Origin of the sequence: Streptomyces sp. NBC_01463 (genome assembly GCA_036227345.1) — a bacterium.
Lineage (GTDB): Bacteria > Actinomycetota > Actinomycetes > Streptomycetales > Streptomycetaceae > Streptomyces.
This window is the reverse complement of record CP109468.1, coordinates 2,962,608-2,978,457: the sequence shown is the minus strand read 5'-3', so window position 1 is coordinate 2,978,457 and position 15,850 is coordinate 2,962,608. Positions and strand designations below refer to the sequence as shown.

16 protein-coding genes are annotated in these 15,850 nt (G+C 70.9%); 8 read left to right on the top strand and 8 right to left on the bottom strand.

Features of this window, described 5'->3' with window-relative positions; genetic code table 11:
• Window positions 1-274 precede the first annotated feature (274 nt).
• The gene (locus tag OG521_12935; protein ID WUW26665.1) at window positions 275-1,741 is read left to right on the top strand and encodes a PAS domain-containing sensor histidine kinase; all 1,467 of its coding nucleotides are present in this window, start codon (window positions 275-277) and stop codon (window positions 1,739-1,741) included.
• Between the two features lie 179 nt (window positions 1,742-1,920).
• Here the strand turns inward: OG521_12935 and OG521_12930 are convergent, their stop codons facing one another.
• Window positions 1,921-2,178: a WhiB family transcriptional regulator gene (locus OG521_12930; protein ID WUW21642.1), complete on the bottom strand. Its 258-nt coding sequence runs from the start codon at window positions 2,176-2,178 to the stop codon at window positions 1,921-1,923.
• Window positions 2,179-2,498: 320 nt separating this feature from the next.
• Window positions 2,499-3,467: a diacylglycerol kinase family protein gene (locus OG521_12925; GenBank protein ID WUW21641.1), complete on the bottom strand. Its 969-nt coding sequence runs from the start codon at window positions 3,465-3,467 to the stop codon at window positions 2,499-2,501.
• A gap of 234 nt (window positions 3,468-3,701) precedes the next feature.
• On the opposite strand from OG521_12925, the gene OG521_12920 reads away from it, so the two are divergent.
• A complete protein-coding gene (locus tag OG521_12920) occupies window positions 3,702-4,094 on the top strand; it encodes a hypothetical protein (protein ID WUW26664.1) in 393 nt (130 codons plus the stop codon).
• Window positions 4,095-4,130: 36 nt separating this feature from the next.
• Here OG521_12920 and OG521_12915 read toward each other — a convergent pair whose 3' ends face one another.
• The 3 genes from OG521_12915 to OG521_12905 form a co-directional block, all read right to left on the bottom strand.
• Window positions 4,131-5,084, bottom strand: coding sequence for an RNA polymerase sigma factor SigF (locus OG521_12915; protein WUW26663.1), 954 nt, complete (start codon window positions 5,082-5,084; stop codon window positions 4,131-4,133).
• Window positions 5,085-5,107: 23 nt separating this feature from the next.
• Window positions 5,108-5,521, bottom strand: coding sequence for an anti-sigma regulatory factor (locus tag OG521_12910; protein WUW21640.1), 414 nt, complete (start codon window positions 5,519-5,521; stop codon window positions 5,108-5,110).
• A gap of 233 nt (window positions 5,522-5,754) precedes the next feature.
• Entirely contained in the window at window positions 5,755-6,015 is a 261-nt protein-coding gene (locus OG521_12905; protein WUW21639.1) for a UBP-type zinc finger domain-containing protein, read from the bottom strand.
• A 35-nt stretch (window positions 6,016-6,050) separates the two neighbouring features.
• Between OG521_12905 and OG521_12900 the strand changes: the two genes are divergently transcribed.
• A complete protein-coding gene (locus OG521_12900) occupies window positions 6,051-7,649 on the top strand; it encodes a Na+/H+ antiporter (protein WUW21638.1) in 1,599 nt (532 codons plus the stop codon).
• Here the strand turns inward: OG521_12900 and OG521_12895 are convergent.
• The gene (locus tag OG521_12895) at window positions 7,628-8,554 is read right to left on the bottom strand and encodes a pyridoxal-phosphate dependent enzyme (GenBank protein WUW21637.1); all 927 of its coding nucleotides are present in this window, start codon (window positions 8,552-8,554) and stop codon (window positions 7,628-7,630) included. The two genes, OG521_12900 and OG521_12895, sit on opposite strands and share 22 nt — an antisense overlap.
• 42 nt (window positions 8,555-8,596) lie before the next feature.
• A complete protein-coding gene (locus tag OG521_12890; protein WUW21636.1) occupies window positions 8,597-9,187 on the bottom strand; it encodes an N-acetylmuramoyl-L-alanine amidase in 591 nt (196 codons plus the stop codon).
• 406 nt (window positions 9,188-9,593) lie between these two features.
• Between OG521_12890 and OG521_12885 the strand changes: the two genes are divergently transcribed.
• The 5 genes from OG521_12885 to OG521_12865 all read left to right on the top strand — a co-directional run bounded on the left by OG521_12885 (window position 9,594) and on the right by OG521_12865 (window position 14,920).
• Window positions 9,594-11,000, top strand: coding sequence for a family 2B encapsulin nanocompartment shell protein (locus tag OG521_12885; GenBank protein ID WUW21635.1), 1,407 nt, complete (start codon window positions 9,594-9,596; stop codon window positions 10,998-11,000).
• A gap of 137 nt (window positions 11,001-11,137) precedes the next feature.
• On the top strand, window positions 11,138-12,184 hold the full coding sequence (locus OG521_12880; protein ID WUW21634.1) for a family 2 encapsulin nanocompartment cargo protein polyprenyl transferase: 1,047 nt from the start codon (window positions 11,138-11,140) through the stop codon (window positions 12,182-12,184).
• A 497-nt stretch (window positions 12,185-12,681) separates the two neighbouring features.
• Window positions 12,682-13,350: a DUF6304 family protein gene (locus OG521_12875; GenBank protein ID WUW21633.1), complete on the top strand. Its 669-nt coding sequence runs from the start codon at window positions 12,682-12,684 to the stop codon at window positions 13,348-13,350.
• Window positions 13,351-13,559: 209 nt separating this feature from the next.
• Window positions 13,560-14,558, top strand: coding sequence for a DUF1648 domain-containing protein (locus OG521_12870; protein ID WUW21632.1), 999 nt, complete (start codon window positions 13,560-13,562; stop codon window positions 14,556-14,558).
• 2 nt (window positions 14,559-14,560) lie between these two features.
• Window positions 14,561-14,920 (top strand): GntR family transcriptional regulator, encoded by a 360-nt coding sequence (locus OG521_12865; protein ID WUW21631.1) that lies wholly within the window; start codon window positions 14,561-14,563, stop codon window positions 14,918-14,920.
• Window positions 14,921-14,999: 79 nt separating this feature from the next.
• On the opposite strand, the gene snpA is transcribed toward OG521_12865, so the two are convergent.
• Window positions 15,000-15,674 carry a snapalysin gene (gene snpA, locus OG521_12860; protein ID WUW21630.1) on the bottom strand — a complete coding sequence of 225 codons (675 nt, stop codon included), beginning with the start codon at window positions 15,672-15,674 and terminating at the stop codon, window positions 15,000-15,002.
• Between the last annotated feature and the right edge of the window lie 176 nt (window positions 15,675-15,850).

Below are 15,850 nucleotides of genomic sequence, written 5' to 3'. Positions count from 1 at the left end.
ACCGCCCCCGAAGGGCGATCGGCTCGGCCGGCGGTGTGCGGTGCCCCCGGCCGGGGAGAGGCACCTGCGCAGTCAGGGCAGAGAGCGCGGGTACCTCGTCCGCTCTCCTGTGCGGGGAGAGCGGAGGTTCTTCTCCTGCATTGTGGACTAGACCATTCGCCCCTGTCCATCCGTGGGACGCGGCTATTTCCGGCCCCTCTTCCAGCACGTACGGACGGGCCTTCCGGTTCGGAACCTGTGCACCTCCACAGGTACGCTCGCACACGTGCCCTCCATGAACGACCTCGTCCGCCAGCACACCGCCCTGAGTGACACCGACCTCGAGTGGCTCCATCTGCTGGTCTCGGAGTGGCAGCTGCTCTCCGACCTCTCCTTCGCCGACCTCGTGCTCTGGGTCCCCACCCGGGACGGCACCCGCTATGTGTCCGTCGCCCAGATGCGGCCCAACACCGGCCCCACCTCCTACCAGGACGACATGGTCGGCCACCTGGTCCCGCGCGGCCGCCGGCCGCTGCTGGACGCGGCGCTGGACGAGGGCCGGATCGTGCGCGAGGGCGACCCGGAGTGGCGCGAGGAGGTGCCCGTACGGGTCGAGTCGATCCCCGTACGCAGGGAGGGCCGCGTGCTGGGGGTGATCGCCCGCAACACCAACCTCCTCACCGTCCGCACCCCGTCCCGGCTGGAGCTGACCTACCTCCAGTCGGCCTCCGACCTGGCCCAGATGATCGCCGCCGGGTCCTTCCCGTTCCCCGGCCAGCAGGTCGACATGGACGCCTCGCCCCGGGTCGGCGACGGGCTGGTCCGGCTCGACGCGGACGGCGTCGTCCAGTACGCCAGCCCCAACGGCCTCTCCGCGTACCACCGCCTCGGCCTCGCGTCCGACCTGGTCGGACAGCACCTCGGCGGGATCACCGCGGAACTGGCGCCCTCCCGCGGCCCGGTGGACGAGGCACTCGTCAAACTCGCCAGCGGCTACGCCCCCCGTGAGTTCGAGGTGGAGTGCGCGGGCGGGGTGATCCAGCTCCGGGCGATCCCGCTGAAGCCCAAGGGCGTCCGCATCGGCTCGCTGGTCCTGCTGCGTGACGTCACGGAACTGCGCCGCCGGGAGCGCGAGTTGATCACCAAGGACGCCACCATCCGGGAGATCCACCACCGGGTGAAGAACAACCTTCAGACGGTGGCAGCCCTGTTGCGCCTCCAGGCCCGCCGGATGGACTCCCCGCAGGGCCGCGAGGCGCTCAACGAGGCGGTGCGGCGCGTCGGTTCGATCGCCATCGTCCATGAGACGCTGTCCCAGAATCTGGACGAGCGGGTGGAGTTCGACGAGATCGCCGACCGGGTGATCGCGATGGTCGCCGAGATCTCACCGGGCAAGGTCACCTGCCGCCGGACGGGGCGCTTCGGCATCCTCGACGCCGAGGTGGCCACCCCGCTGGCGATGGTCCTCACCGAGGTCCTGCAGAACGCCCTGGAACACGCCTTCTCGGTCGCCGAGTCCGGCACGGTCGAGGTCTCCGCGGTGCGGGGCGGCTCGCCCACCGAGGGCCGGCTGCTGATCACCGTTCAGGACGACGGCTGCGGTCTGCCCGAGGGATTCGACCCGCAGCGCGCCGGCAATCTGGGGCTCCAGATCGTGCGGACGCTGGTGGAGGGCGAGTTGAGCGGGACGTTCGGCATGGTGCCCGCACCCGAGCGCGGTACGCAGGTCGTCCTCGACATCCCGGTCAGCGCCGACAAGTAGAACGAGGGCGCCGCCAAGTAGCACGTGCGCACAGCAGAGAGCCCGGACCGTGGGTGAACGGTCCGGGCTCTCTGGTCAAGCATGCGCTTCGGGGGTACTGCGCGCTGCGACTCGGGGGGCGGGGTGATGCGTACGCTCTGTACGCGCCGCCTGGCTGAGGTTCGTAGCGGTGGCGTCGGTCAGGCGCTGGCGTTACGCGCCCGGTTGCGAGCGGCGCGGCGCTTCATTGCGCGGCGCTCGTCCTCGCTGAGGCCACCCCAGACGCCGGAGTCCTGGCCGGACTCGAGCGCCCACTGCAGGCACTGCTCCATGACGGGGCAGCGACGGCAGACGGCCTTGGCTTCCTCGATCTGCAGCAGCGCAGGACCGGTGTTGCCGATGGGGAAGAACAGCTCCGGGTCTTCCTCACGACAAACGGCGTTGTGACGCCAGTCCATGGCTGCTACCTCTCCTTGGTATTACGTACCTGTTGCTTGTGAATGTGAACGCTTTCACGAATCCCCCCGTACGAGTCGGGCCGACGCCCAGATGAACTGGTTGTGGTCCTGTGCGGTGAGGAGGGGTTCTGGCTTTCAGTGGAGGCCGTTGTTGCGGGCCGTCCCGATCGCCATGTAGAGATTCGCAAACCTCGGCGACGGATACAACCCCTTCCGGAAAGTTTTTTTTGATTCCTCGGTGTCGGCTAGGTCACAGCCGTACTTCTAGAGGGTGGAAGCCAGTCCAAACGTTCGAGTTAAAGGACTTTGGTCCCTTCCGCTCACACAATCACACGCAGTGCACGGCGTACGCCTGTGAACGTCACACTCGTACGCAGCCCCAGGTGGTCACCGTCCATCTGGAAGGGCAGTGGAGCCTTTGAATGCAAGGTGAAGTCCGTGAGGTCATGCAGTGAAACCGCGTGCTTGCCGTGTGGACCCTTTTCCGGGCTCGAAGTGAGCAGCTGGGTGGCATACCGGGTGACGGCCGCGGTCGACAGTCGTTGCAGGCCGAGGACGTCCAGGGCGGTGTCGAACGACGCCTTCGGGGAGGCGTACATCGGACGGTTCCCCAGATAGGTCCAGGGGGCGGTGTTGCAGATTATGGACAGCGCGAGATCGGTGACCGGGTCCTGGCCTGGCACCTCCAGCGTGATCGTGCCGTGCCGCCGGTGCGGTTCCTCCAGGAACTGGCGGAGCACCTGGCGTACGTACAGGGCATGGGTCGACCGCTTGCCGCGCTCGCGCCGCTGTTCGACCCGGCCGATCACTCCGGCGTCGAATCCCAGTCCGGCACAGAAGGTGAACCAGCGCTCCGGGACGGATTCGTCCTCCGTGCCGGGGGTGCCGGCCGCCAGGCCGAGGCCCACGGTGCGCTCCGTGCGGTTGGCCAGCGCGTCCAGAATGGCGCCGGTCGCCTCCACCGCGTCATTGGGCAGGCCGAGGGCGCGCGCGAAGACGTTGGTGGAGCCGCCGGGCACCACGGCGAGTTTCGGCAGGTTGTCGATGTCGGGGCCGCGGTGGAGCAGCCCGTTCACGACCTCGTTGACCGTGCCGTCGCCGCCGAGCGCCACCACGAGATCGATGTCGTCGCTGTCGGCCGCCCGTCGTCCCAGGTCGCGGGCGTGTCCGCGGTACTCCGTGGTGACGGCCTCGATCTTCATCTCGCTGGCCAGTGCGTGAATGAGCACGTCACGGGTCCGCGCGCTGGTGGTGGTGGCAGCTGGATTGACCACAAGAAGTGCGCGCATGACCGCCAGACTACCTACCGCGAGGTATCGGCCTGAAGTCCTGCCCGGTGACCCTCACGGTGAGTGACGGGGCGGGCGCGATACGGCGCCCCGGCGGGGGCGGTCCGACGGTGTTCCGACCCCGGCTTCGCTTTCGGGTGCCGGGGATGCCAACCTGCAAGGGTGAGTACTCAGCAGAACGCGCCCTCGTCGATGCCCTCGGCCGAACCGCCGAAGCCGGCCAGGATCACGCTCGTGGCCGGACTCAACGCCCTCGAAGCTGCGGCCCTCGTCATCGGTGGTGTCTACATGCTGGTCATGGGGCTGCTCGGCCGCCCCGACAGCCCGACGCAGGCGGAGATGGGCGGTCTGACGGTGATCGCGCTCGGCCTGATCCCGCTGTTCGCCGCCCGCGGCCTGCTGCTGCGGCGCAGCTGGAGCCGCGGACCGGCGCTCATCACCCAGATCATCGCGCTGCCGGTCGCCTGGACGCTGCTGCGGTCCCACGGTGCGCTGATCCCGGCCGGGATCGTCCTCGCGGTGGTGTCCCTGACCGCGCTCTACCAGCTGGCCAGGCCGGCGACCATCGAGGCCCTCGGCATCCGCAGGCCGGGCACGACGTCGCCCGACGCGGACACCGAGGCCTGAGCCCGCCGGGTCCTCACTACTCCTCCTGGCGCCCGCTCACTCCTCGACGAGCAGCCGCTCGCGCAGCTGGGCCAGGGTGCGGGCCAGCAGCCGGGAGACGTGCATCTGCGAGATGCCGACCTCCTGCGCGATCTGCGACTGGGTCATGTTCCCGAAGAACCGCAGCAGCAGGATCCGCTTCTCCCGCGGCGGCAGGTCCTCCAGCAGCGGCTTGAGCGACTCGCGGTACTCGACGCCCTCCAGCGCCTCGTCCTCCGAGCCGAGCGTGTCCGCGACCGCCGGGGACTCGTCGTCCGTGTCCGGCACGTCCAGCGAGAGCGTGCTGTACGCATTGGCCGATTCCAGGCCCTCAAGGACCTCTTCCTCGGAGATGCCGAGCCGCTCCGCCAGCTCGTGCACCGTGGGCGAGCGGCCGTGCTGCTGGGACAGCTCCGCGGTCGCCGTGGTCAGCGAGAGGCGCAGCTCCTGGAGCCGGCGCGGCACCCGCACCGCCCAGCCCTTGTCGCGGAAGTGCCGCTTGATCTCACCGACGACCGTGGGTGTCGCGTACGTCGAGAACTCGACGCCGCGCTCGGGGTCGAACCGGTCCACCGACTTGATCAGACCGATCGTGGCGACCTGGGTCAGATCGTCGAGCGGCTCTCCGCGGTTGCGGAAGCGCCGCGCCAGGTGCTCCACCAGCGGCAGGTGCATCCGCACCAGCCGGTTGCGCAGCTCCGCCTTCTCGGGCGAGCCGTCCGGGAGCTTGCCCAGCTCGATGAACAACGCCCGCGCCCCGCTGCGGTCGTGTGGATCGTGGTGCCCGTGCTCGCTCATCTGGCCTGCCCGCTCCGCCTGCGACTGCTCCACCGCGACCGTAATGCCGGCGGGCCCGTCCGTCCCGTCCACCGCACGGGGCTGGTCCGCCCCGTCCACCGGATGAGGCAGGGCCTGCTGTTCCGGGATGCCTGCTGTGCGCACCACCCCTGGTCGGATCGTCTCGTCCCGCACAGGACCGTCCCCGTTCCCGTTGCTCACGCCGGCCCGGGTCCCGCGCCGCGCTGTTTGTACAGGCTGATGCTGACCGTACGGTCATCGGCGACCGAGGAGTCGACCTTTCCGGCCAGTGCGGAGAGCACCGTCCAGGCGAAGGTGTCGCGCTCCGGCGCCCGGCCGTCCGTCGTCGGGGCCGAGACCGTCACCTCGAGAGAATCGTCGACGAGACGGAACACGCAGCTGAGGACGGAGCCGGGCACGGCCTGCTGAAGCAGGATCGCGCAGGCCTCGTCGACCGCGATGCGAAGATCCTCGATCTCGTCGAGAGTGAAGTCCAAACGCGCTGCGAGACCGGCCGTGGCCGTACGCAGCACCGACAGGTAGGCACCCGCAGCGGGCAGCCGGACCTCTACGAAGTCCTGATTCCCGGGCTCGCCTGCGATCTGGGACACCCTCACCTCCAAGGTGGCACAAACTCATTCGAGGATCCGGGGACGGATGCCCCGGAGCCGTGCGGTACGTCTTCGGTTCTTGGTCCGGCGACGCTATCGCGATCCATGATGCCGTGTCGCCGGGACCCCATCCCATGACTGTCACTCATGGTAAGCCCATGAGTACACACAGTGGCTAGAGGTCTGCGGCGGTCAATTACGAACAACAGGCGCCGGTTTGACGTACCCAGACGTCAGACGATCGAACCGTCCTCGAAGCACCAGCGCCAGCTCTCGCCGGCCTCGAAACTCCGCATCAACGGATGACCCGTCTCCTTGAAGTGTCCGGTGGCGTGCTGGTGCGGCGACGAATCGCAGCAGCCGACATGGCCGCAGATCAGGCACAGTCGCAGTTGCACGGGGTGGGTACCCGCTGCCCGGCATTCGAGACAGGTCTCGGAGAGGGGTGCGGGCTCGGGGCGCGGCAGGTCCAGTACATGCGGGCACTCACTCATGATGGCCAGGTTACGACGGATGCGAGGACCGTGAGATGGACGCATTGCCACTGGTGGCACTGGTAGCGGCCAGTGCGGCGATGGCGGGGCTCGCCCGCCGCACGCCGGTGCCGGCCCCCCTCCTGCTGGTGGCCCTCGGGCTGATCGGCTCGTACGTGCCCGGGGTGCCGACGTACACCCTGGACGCGCACATCGTGCTGCCGCTCCTGCTGCCGCCGCTGCTCTACACGGCCGCGGTGGACAGTTCGTACCTGGACCTGCGGGCCAATCTCCGTCCCGTCGCCCTGCTGTCCGTCGGCTACGTGCTGTTCGCGACCGTCGCGGTGGGCTGGCTGGCGTACCGGCTGGTGCCCGATCTGCCGCTGACCGCCGCCCTGGTGCTCGGCGCCGTGATCGCCCCGCCGGACGCCGTCACCGCCGCCGCGATCGCGCGCCGGGTCGGGCTGCCCGCCCGGGTCACCACGATCCTGCAGGGCGAGTCCCTGGTGAACGACGCCACGGCCATCACCGCCTACAAGGTGGCGCTCGCCGCCGCAGTGGGCGAGGGGATGAGCTGGGGCGCCGGGATCGGCGAGTTCCTGCTGGCCTCGGTCGGAGGTGTCGGCGTCGGCCTGGTGCTCATGGTCCCGCTGCACTGGCTCCGCACGCACCTGAAGGAGCCCCTGCTCCAGAACACCCTGTCGCTCCTGATCCCCTTCGTGGCCTACGCCGCCGCCGAACGCGTGCACGCCTCCGGGGTGCTCGCCGTGGTCGTCGTCGCGCTCTATCTGGGCCACCGCTCCTGGCAGGTCGACTTCGCCACCCGGCTCCAGGAGGCCGCGGTCTGGAAGATGGTCGCGTTCATCCTGGAGTCCGCCGTCTTCGCGCTGATCGGCCTCCAGCTGCCGTTCGTGCTGAAGGGGCTCGGCACGTACGCCGTCGCCGACGCCCTCTGGTACGCGGTGGCGGTGTTCCTGGCGGTCGTCGTCGTCCGCTTCATCTGGGTCTATCCGGCGACCTATCTGCCGCGCCTGCTGTCGAAACGCATCAGACGACGCGAACCCGAGACCAACTGGACCTCGCCGCTGATCGTCGGCTGGGCCGGGATGCGCGGGGTCGTCTCGCTCGCCATCGCGTTCTCCATCCCGATGCTCACCTCGGACGGGGAGGACTTCCCTGCCCGCAACCTGGTGCTCTTCCTGACGTTCACCACGGTCATCGGCACCCTCGTCATCCAGGGGCTCACGCTGCCGCTCCTGGTCCGGGTCCTGAGGCTCCCGGGCCGCGACCAGCAGGCCGAGACCCTCGCCGAGGCGCAGGCCCAGAGCGAGGCGTCCACGGCCGCCGAGACGCGGCTGGAGGACCTGCTCACCGACGAGCGCAACAGCCTGCCCCAGCCGCTCACCGACCGGCTGCGCACGGTCCTGGAGCGCCGCCGCAACGCCGTCTGGGAGCGGCTCGGTGCGGCCAATCCGGTGACGGGGGAGTCGGCCGACGACACCTACCGGCGTCTCGCCGGCGAGATGATCGAGGCCGAGCGCGAGGTCTTCGTCCGGCTGCGGGACGAGCGCCGCATCGACGACGAGATGATGCGGACCCTGCTCAGGCGCCTCGACCTGGAGGAGGCCGCCGCCTACCGGGAGGACGCGGACTGATCGTCCGGACGTCCGGTGATCACGGCCGCGACCGTGCTGCCCGCGGGGAAGGCGCCCTCCGCGGCCAGTGCCGTGAGCGCGTACAGGACCTTGGCCACATAGAGGCGCTCGACCGGCAGCCCGTGGCGGTCCTCGAAGTCGTCCGCGAAGGCGTGCAGTTCGGGGGTGGTACGGGCGTAGCCGCCGAAGTGGAAGCGGTCGTCGAGCGACCAGGTGCCGGCCGGACCGCCGAACGCCTCCCGCTGGAGGTCCCGCACCGCGTCCGCCAGGAAGCCGCCGCGCAGGACCGGGATGCCGAGGGCGCGCTGCCCCGGCGCGAGTCCGGCCGCGAGTCCGGCGAGGGTGCCGCCGGTGCCGCAGGCGACCGCCGCCACGTCGGCCGCCCCGCGCAGCTCGCGGCCGAGCTCTGTGCAGCCCTGTGCGGCCAGGGCGTTGCTGCCGCCCTCCGGGATGACCTCGCACTCCCCGTGGGCCCGCAGCAGCCCCGCCAGGACCTGCGGATCGGTCTTCTCGCGGTAGGTCCGGCGGTCCACGAAGTGAAGTTGCATGCCGTCGGCCGCGCACCGGGCCAGCGAGGGGTTCAGCGGGCGGTGGGCGAGCTCGTCGCCCCGGACGACGCCGACGGTGCGGAACCCCAGCAGCCGGCCCGCCGCGGCCGTGGCGCGCAGATGGCTGGAGTACGCCCCGCCGAACGTGAGCACGGGGCGGCCGGCGGCGGCGAGGAGGTTGGGGGCCAGCTTGCGCCACTTGTTGCCCGGCAGGTCCGGATGGATCAGATCGTCGCGCTTGAGGAGCAGCGTCACGCCGTGCCGGGCGAAGCGCTCGTCCTCGGCCGGCCGCAGGGGTGACGGGAGCACCGGCTGCAGCCGGGAGAGGCCTGGCGGGCCGGCGGGCGTGGAGGGCATGCCTCCATTGTGGCCGGGCCCCGGCCGCGACGGGCGTCCGGCCTACTTCAGCCGGTCGTGGATCCGGGCCCGCATGCCGGTCATCGAGAAGCCGCGCGGGTCGACCTTCCCGGGCTGCCACTCCCGGTGACCGATGACCGACCGGGAGGTCCAGTCGTGGTGGCGGCAGACCGCGGCGGCGGCCTTCTCGATGGCTTCGAGCTGGACGGCGGGCCAGGGGTCCTTGCCGTCGCCGAGGTTCTCGCACTCGAAACCGTAGAAGTGCCGGTTCCCGTCGGTGTTGGCCTCGTTGTCCGCCGGCAGGCCCTTCTCGGCGATGACGGCGCGCAGGACGTCGTCGTCGCCGAGCCCGGCGTGGTTGGCCCGTCCGTAGCCGACCAGGTGGACCCGGCCGTCCTTGGCGATGACGCCGTGGCACAGCGGCCCCGGCAGCGCGGCGTAGCCGTCGCGGCAGATCCGGACGGTGGCGTCGGTGCCCTTGGTGACGGTGTGATGGATCATCACGCCGTTGACCGGGCCCCAGGCGCCCTTGTGGTTGCGGTTGTGGGTGCGCCAGTCACCGACCTGGACGACGGTGAGGCCTTCGTTCTTGAGGGCTGCGAGAAAGGTGCTCGCGGACATGGGAGAAGACATGACCGACTCCTTCGTGCGTGGGGGAGTGCGTCCGTACAGGGCTTGTACCCGATGTACCCGACTGACGCGGTCCCGGACCAGTTACGGGGAGATTGCGGGGCCCTGTTCGGGCGTTGTGCGAGCCGATCCGGTCAATTCCGGGCGCGCCGCAGGGTGGTTCAGCCCTGGGCGAGCCACGGCGCGGGGCCGGACACCGCGTGGTGGATGCCGGGCACCGGGACCCCCTGGGGAGCAACTGGGTCCGCACGGCCCGCATGAAGGGCAGCGGGCCGCAGAGGCGGGCATCGCGCAGCGTTGTGCCCAGCCCAAAGCCCGATTAGTCACACTCTTTTGTGTAATGGCGTGCCGAGTCTCCATGCTGAAAGGCTTCTTCTGCAGGTCAGCCGATGAATCGAGAGGACGACAGATGTCCGTTGGTGAAGAGGTTCAGAACGCGCAGGTGCCGCCGCAGCAGAGTCTGGGCACGGCAGCCGCGCGGAACCTCGCGACGACCACCAAGTCCGCTCCGCAGATGCAGGAGATCACCTCACGGTGGCTGCTGAAGATGCTGCCGTGGGTCCAGGTGCAGGGCGGCACATACCGGGTGAACCGCAGGCTGAGCTACTCGGTCGGGGACGGCCGGGTGACCTTCGTACAGACGGGGGACCGGGTCTCGGTCATCCCCGCCGAGCTCGGTGAGCTTCCGGCCTTGAGGGACTTCGGGGACGAGGAGGCCCTCGCCGAACTCGCCAGGCGGTGCGAGCAGCGCGACATCTCCGCCGGACAGCTCCTGGCCACGGCCGGGGAGGCGGCGGACCGGGTCTTCCTGCTGGCGCACGGCAAGGTCGAGAAGATCGGCACCGGGCAGTACGGGGACGAGACGGTGCTCGGCGTCCATGCGGACGGGGCCTACTTCGGCGACCACTCCCTCATCGAGGGCGACGCCGTCTGGGAGTACACGGCCCGCGCCGTCACGGCGTGCACGGTCCTCACCCTGCGGCGGGCCGACGTGCTCAACCTCGCCGAGCGGTCCGAGCCGTTGCGCACGCACCTCGCGGGGCTGCTCACCATCCCGCACCAGCGCACCAACAACTACGGCGAGGCGGAGATCGACCTCTCCGCGGGCCACGTCGGCGAGGCCGTCGTCCCGCACACGTACGTGGACTACGAGTCGGCGCCCCGCGAGTACGAACTGAGCGTCGCGCAGACCGTTCTGAAGGTCCACAGCAGGGTCGCCGACCTCTACAACCAGCCGATGAACCAGACCGAGCAGCAGTTGCGGCTCACGGTCGAGGCGCTGCGCGAGCGCCAGGAGCACGAGCTCATCAACAACCGGGAGTTCGGCCTGCTCAACAACTGCGACTACGGGCAGCGGCTCCAGCCGCACGACGGGGCCCCCAGCCCCGACGACATGGACGAACTGCTCTCGCGCCGCCGCGGATCCAAGCTGTTCCTCGCCCACCCGAGGGCCATCGCCGCCTTCGGCCGCGAGTGCAACAAGCGCGGCCTGGTGCCGGAGAGCGTGGACGTCGGCGGCCAGCACGTGCCGGCCTGGCGCGGGGTCCCGATCTTCCCGTCCAACAAGATCCCGGTCACGGACGCCCGCACCACGTCGATCATCTGTATGAGGACCGGCGAGGCCGAACAGGGCGTCATCGGGCTCCAGCAGACGGGCATCCCGGACGAGATCGAACCCAGCCTCTCGGTCCGCTTCATGGGGATCGACGAGCAGGCGATCATCTCCTACCTCGTGACGGCCTACTACTCGGCGGCCGTTCTGGTCCCGGACGCCCTCGGCGTCCTGGAGAACGTCGAGGTCAGCCGCTGGCGGTGAGTCCACGGGGCCCGGACCTGCCGGGTCCGGGCCCCGTCGGCCGCAGCCGGCGCACCACAGTGACCACCCACGTCCCCGGCCCCGGGGCGACAGCCACCGGGGCCGGGGACGGCAACGACCGGGGTGACCGATTGACCATGACCCGTACCGACGCCGCCGCCACCGAGGGCAACGATGCCGCGGCGCTCCTGGAGTACACCCGGACCCTCGTCGATCCGCACCTGCGGGCCGCGGTCGCCTCACTGCCGGGCTCGATCCGGCGCGTCGCGATGTACCACTTCGGCTGGGAGCACGCCGACGGCAGCCCGGCCGCGGGCGGCGCCGGCAAGGCGATCAGACCCGCGCTCGTCCTGGCCGCCACCCGGGCGCTCGGCGGTGACCCGCGAGAAGCCGTGCGGGCGGCCGTCGCGGTCGAACTGGCCCACAACTTCACCCTGCTGCACGACGACGTCATCGACGAGGACCGCACCCGCCGCCACCGGGCCACGGCCTGGACGGTCTTCGGCATCCCGGACGCCGTCATCGCGGGCGACGCCATGCTCGCCCTGGCCCAGCGGCTCCTCGCCGAGGACGCCCGGTCCGTGTCGGCCCGCGCCTCGGCCCGCCTCTCCACCTGCGTCATCGAGCTCTGCGCCGGCCAGCAGGCCGACTGCGCCTTCGAGGAGCGCGGACCTGACGAGGTCTCGCTGGACGAGTGCCTCACCATGGCCACGGCCAAGACGGGAGCCCTGCTCGGCTGTGCGTGCGCGCTGGGCGCGCTCTACGCGGGCGTGGAGGAACGTGCCGTCGGCGCGATGGACGGCTTCGGCCGGGAGGCCGGACTGGCGTTCCAGCTCATCGACGACCTGATCGGCATCTGGGGCGACCCCTCCCAGACCGGGAAGCCGGTCGGGGCGGACCTCTCCGCCCACAAGAAGTCGCTGCCCGTGGTGGCCGCGCTGACCTCGGGCACCCCGGCGGCGGCGGAGCTCGCCGCGCTCTACCGGGGCCCGATGAACACGGCCGCCGAGGTGAGCCGCGCATCCGACGCCGTGGACCGGGCGGGCGGCCGTGACTGGGCGCAGATCTGCGCCGCGGACCGGATGGCCCGCGCGGTGCACCACCTGTCCCGGGCCGTCCCCGACCTTTCGGCGGCGGGCGATCTGCTGGCCCTGGCGGAGTTCGTCACCCGCCGGACGCACTGACCGGCGTACGGAGGGGAGGCGGCGGACACACCGGCTGCCCGGCCGTACACGCATGCGGTCGCGGCGAGACGAAGGGAGGGGCGAGGGAGAGCTGAGCTGACGGCCGACGCGACGGCTGCCCCGGCGCGGGGGCGCCGAGGAGGGAGCGAGCGGCCCCTGCGGAACCCGTACGCCCTCAACACCACCAGGAAGTACGCCGGTTGAGGGCGGACGGCGGACGCGGGGGCCCCGCGGATGCCCCGCGGACGCCCTGCGGGCGGACCGGGGTGGGCGCAAGGAACGGGGGAGCGGATGAGGGAAAGGGGTTGGGAAGGGAGCAAGGAGAGCAGGACGAGAGCCGGACGAATGCGGGACGAGAACGGGGCGTGCGGGCGTCGAGGATCAAGGGAAGGGAGCGGGGCGAGGTGCCGTGAGGATCAACCGAGGTCACAGGGGCCGGGCGAGGAAGCGGAGGGCGGCACGGGGAGTGTCCGCGGCACGGGCTACAGTCCCTGCCCATGACAGATGAGTCGTGGGCAGGGTGGTACCGGGACCGACAGGGCTCCGATGCCGTCATCCTCACCACCGACGGACAGCAACTCCGCCTCCGCGTCCGGGGAGTCGATTTCGAGGGCGAGAGCTTCGGCGCCCTGTGCCCGGTGGCGGGCATGCCGCCGGAGAGCGGGATGTTCGCCCTCGCGGACGGTGTGCTGAACGACTGCGTCCTGGAATGGGACCTGCCGTTCCCGGTCACCGCGGACGGTGAGGTCCACCAGGCCACGCTGAGCTGCCTGTTGTCGCTGCGCAGGCCCGATCCGTATCTCTATCTGGAGCTGCGGTACGGCGGAGCGGCCTTCCGGTCGCACCGGGCCGAGAGCGACTTCGGGGCCGCGCTCGCCACCATCCAGCGGGCGCTGCCGCCCGGGATCCGGCTCCGGACCTGTATCGCGTGCGCCTTCTCGGACTACTTCCCGGCGCCCGGCCGCGGGCTGTCCGGCGGTCTCGCCTGCTTCCGGGGCGCGAAGGAGGCCTACCGCGGGGCGGACGGTGAGGACGACGTCCTCGACCTGTGGGACCGGCGCAGCGGATTCGTCCAGGAGGTCTGGAGCTGCCGGGAGTTCGAGCCGCGCCCGGTCGCGGGCGCGGGCACCGGCCACCGGGGCGCGTTCCCGCTCGAAACGGCCTGACCCCCCCCTTCCGCCCTTCCGGCTTTCCCCACCTCTTACGCACCCCTTCCTCCCCACCTCTTCCGCTCTCCTCGCTTCTCCGGACCGGCCCGACGGCATGACACCGTCGGGCCGGTCCGTCGTTTCCGCGCGGATAACCGAGCAGCCGTATCCACACAGCCATTGCACTCTCTCATTGTTCTACTAGTATGCGAACAATGGAGGTTAAGATGAACCGGAAGAACGCAGGCCGCGCCGCCCTCGCAGCGTTGCCGTTCCTGCTCGCCCTCGCCGTCGACCTGATCCTCTTCGCGACCCGTCGAGACCGGCTGCCCGCGCAGCTGGCCAGCCATTTCGTGGGCAACGGCAGGGCTGACGACCATGCCGGCCGGACCGAGTACGTGGTCGTCACCACGGTGCTGCTCATCAGCATGGGGGCGCTGTGGACGCTGATGGCCGCCGGCGGGAAGTTCCGGGGGCGGGCCCACCGCGGGGTGATCGCCTCCGGCTGGGCGGTTGCCGGATTCCTGGGCTACGTGATGGCGGTGGTCCTGCTGATCAACGTGGACGCCGCCGTGGATGCGCGGGGCCGCGCCCAGGACGTCTCGTTCCCCCTGTGGCACCTGGCCGCGGCGCTGGGAGCCGGCGCGCTCGCCTTCGGTCTCGGGCTGCTGCTCGCCGCCCTCCTTCCCGTACCGGAAGAGCCGGCCGGAGAGGTTCCGGACGGGGACGGCGGGGCCGGGGGCGGGGAGCGGATCACGCTGGCGACCGGGGAGGTGGCGGGGTGGGCGCGCAGTGCCGGGGCCTGGTGGCTGACGCCCGTCGCGTTCGTGACGTGCGCCGCAGGCGTCGCCCTGCTCTTCACCGCGGGCTGGACCGCCGCGATTCCGGCCCTGCTCTTCGGGCTGCTCCTGGCGGCCTTCGCCCGCCCGTACGTGACCGTGGACCGGCGGGGGATCACCGTTTCCGGGATGCTGCCGTGGCCACGCGTCCGGGTACCGCTCGACCGGATAGAGACGGCGGTCAGCCGGGACATCAACCCGCTGGCCGAGTACGGCGGCTGGGGGTACCGGATCCGGCCGGGACGCACCGGCGTCATGATCCGCTCCGGTGAGGGGATCGTGGCACGCCTGGCCGGCGGCCGGGACTTCGCGGTGACCGTCGACGACTCGGCCACCGGTGCTGCTCTCCTCAACACCCTGATCGACCAGCGCCGAACGGACCACTGACCATGCTCTTCCGGGTCGACCCCACCTCCACCGTGCCGCTCGGCGACCAGATCGCGGCCTGTGTGCGCCGTGCCGTCGCCGACGGGGCGGTGGCTCCCGGCGAGCGGCTGCCCGCCGCCCGGGTCCTCGCCGAATCGCTCGGCGTGAATGTGCACACCGTCCTGCGCGGCTACCAGCGGCTGCGCGAGGAAGGGCTGATCGAACTGCGGCGGGGTCGCGGCGCCGTCGTCGCCCAGAACGCCTCCCCGCACCGCGCCAGACTCCTGGACCGGGTGCGCGAGATGGTCGGCGAGGCCCGCGAGCTCGGCATGACGGAGGACGAACTGCTGGCCCTCGTCCGTACCGAGCTCGCCGCCGGATGACCCCCGGCGCGGCCGGCGCCCCGTCACGCGAAGGGGGCCACCCCGTCCTGCGAGGTGGCCCCGTCGGCGCGGTCGGGAATCAGGAACCGGCGCGGGCGAGAGCGGCCGCGAAGCCGTTCTGCCAGAGGTAGTTCACCTGGCTGCGCTCATTGGAGTCCGGATACGGGTTGGTGCAGGACGGGCCGGGGCCCCCGCCCGACATCAGCTCGCTGCACGGGCCCGAGTAGTGGTCCGGCAGGCCGAGGACGTGCCCGGTCTCGTGGGTCGTGACCCGGGTCGAGTCGTACTGCTGGTTCTGCGCGTAGTCGAGGAAGATGTAGCCGTTGCCGTGACCGTCGGTGCTCGCGTACGAGCCGCTCGGGTCATTGCCCTCGTAGTACGTGAAGTCGGCGTTGGAGCCTTCCTGCAGCCGGACGTTGGAGACCGAGCTGTTCCAGATCTGCGCGCTGTTGGCTATCTGCGTGCGGAAGCTGGGCGCGTTGGCGGTGCTGTAGACGATGGTGACGGCCTGGACGCCCGGCTGGGCGGCCCGCTTCTCGGCCACCGACTTCGCCACCGCTTCGAAGAACGCCTTGTTGGCGGCGGCGCTCTCGTGCGATCCGGCGGTGGACGTGTACGCGGACTGGACGGTGGAGGTGGGGGGAGCGGCGGGAGCCGGGGAGGCGGAGGCGATCGCGGGGGCGGTGCCCAGCGCGGCGGCGAGGCCGAAGCCGAGGCCGAGCACGGCCGACATGACGGTCCTGGGGTGTCTCATGGGGGGTGTCTCCTACCAGTTACCTGTCAGAGGAACCCGTCCGGTCATCGGACATGGACGGGGGCGGTACGCAGCGAGTGTCAGGGAGCCGGAGCCCGTGCGGATGATGCCAACCGGTGATAACGCCGCCCTATCGCCCGCCCGGACCCCGCAGTCGCACACCCGGTGTCGGACAC

Coding starts and splice junctions, on each gene's coding strand:
- OG521_12935 (WUW26665.1), top strand. CDS start 275: ATGAACGACCTCGTCCGCCAGCACACCGCCCTGAGTGACACCGACCTC.
- OG521_12930 (WUW21642.1), bottom strand. CDS start 2,178: ATGGACTGGCGTCACAACGCCGTTTGTCGTGAGGAAGACCCGGAGCTG.
- OG521_12925 (WUW21641.1), bottom strand. CDS start 3,467: ATGCGCGCACTTCTTGTGGTCAATCCAGCTGCCACCACCACCAGCGCG.
- OG521_12905 (WUW21639.1), bottom strand. CDS start 6,015: ATGAGTGAGTGCCCGCATGTACTGGACCTGCCGCGCCCCGAGCCCGCA.
- OG521_12900 (WUW21638.1), top strand. CDS start 6,051: ATGGACGCATTGCCACTGGTGGCACTGGTAGCGGCCAGTGCGGCGATG.
- OG521_12895 (WUW21637.1), bottom strand. CDS start 8,554: ATGCCCTCCACGCCCGCCGGCCCGCCAGGCCTCTCCCGGCTGCAGCCG.
- OG521_12890 (WUW21636.1), bottom strand. CDS start 9,187: ATGTCTTCTCCCATGTCCGCGAGCACCTTTCTCGCAGCCCTCAAGAAC.
- OG521_12885 (WUW21635.1), top strand. CDS start 9,594: ATGTCCGTTGGTGAAGAGGTTCAGAACGCGCAGGTGCCGCCGCAGCAG.
- OG521_12880 (WUW21634.1), top strand. CDS start 11,138: ATGACCCGTACCGACGCCGCCGCCACCGAGGGCAACGATGCCGCGGCG.
- OG521_12875 (WUW21633.1), top strand. CDS start 12,682: ATGACAGATGAGTCGTGGGCAGGGTGGTACCGGGACCGACAGGGCTCC.
- OG521_12870 (WUW21632.1), top strand. CDS start 13,560: ATGAACCGGAAGAACGCAGGCCGCGCCGCCCTCGCAGCGTTGCCGTTC.
- OG521_12865 (WUW21631.1), top strand. CDS start 14,561: ATGCTCTTCCGGGTCGACCCCACCTCCACCGTGCCGCTCGGCGACCAG.
- snpA (WUW21630.1), bottom strand. CDS start 15,674: ATGAGACACCCCAGGACCGTCATGTCGGCCGTGCTCGGCCTCGGCTTC.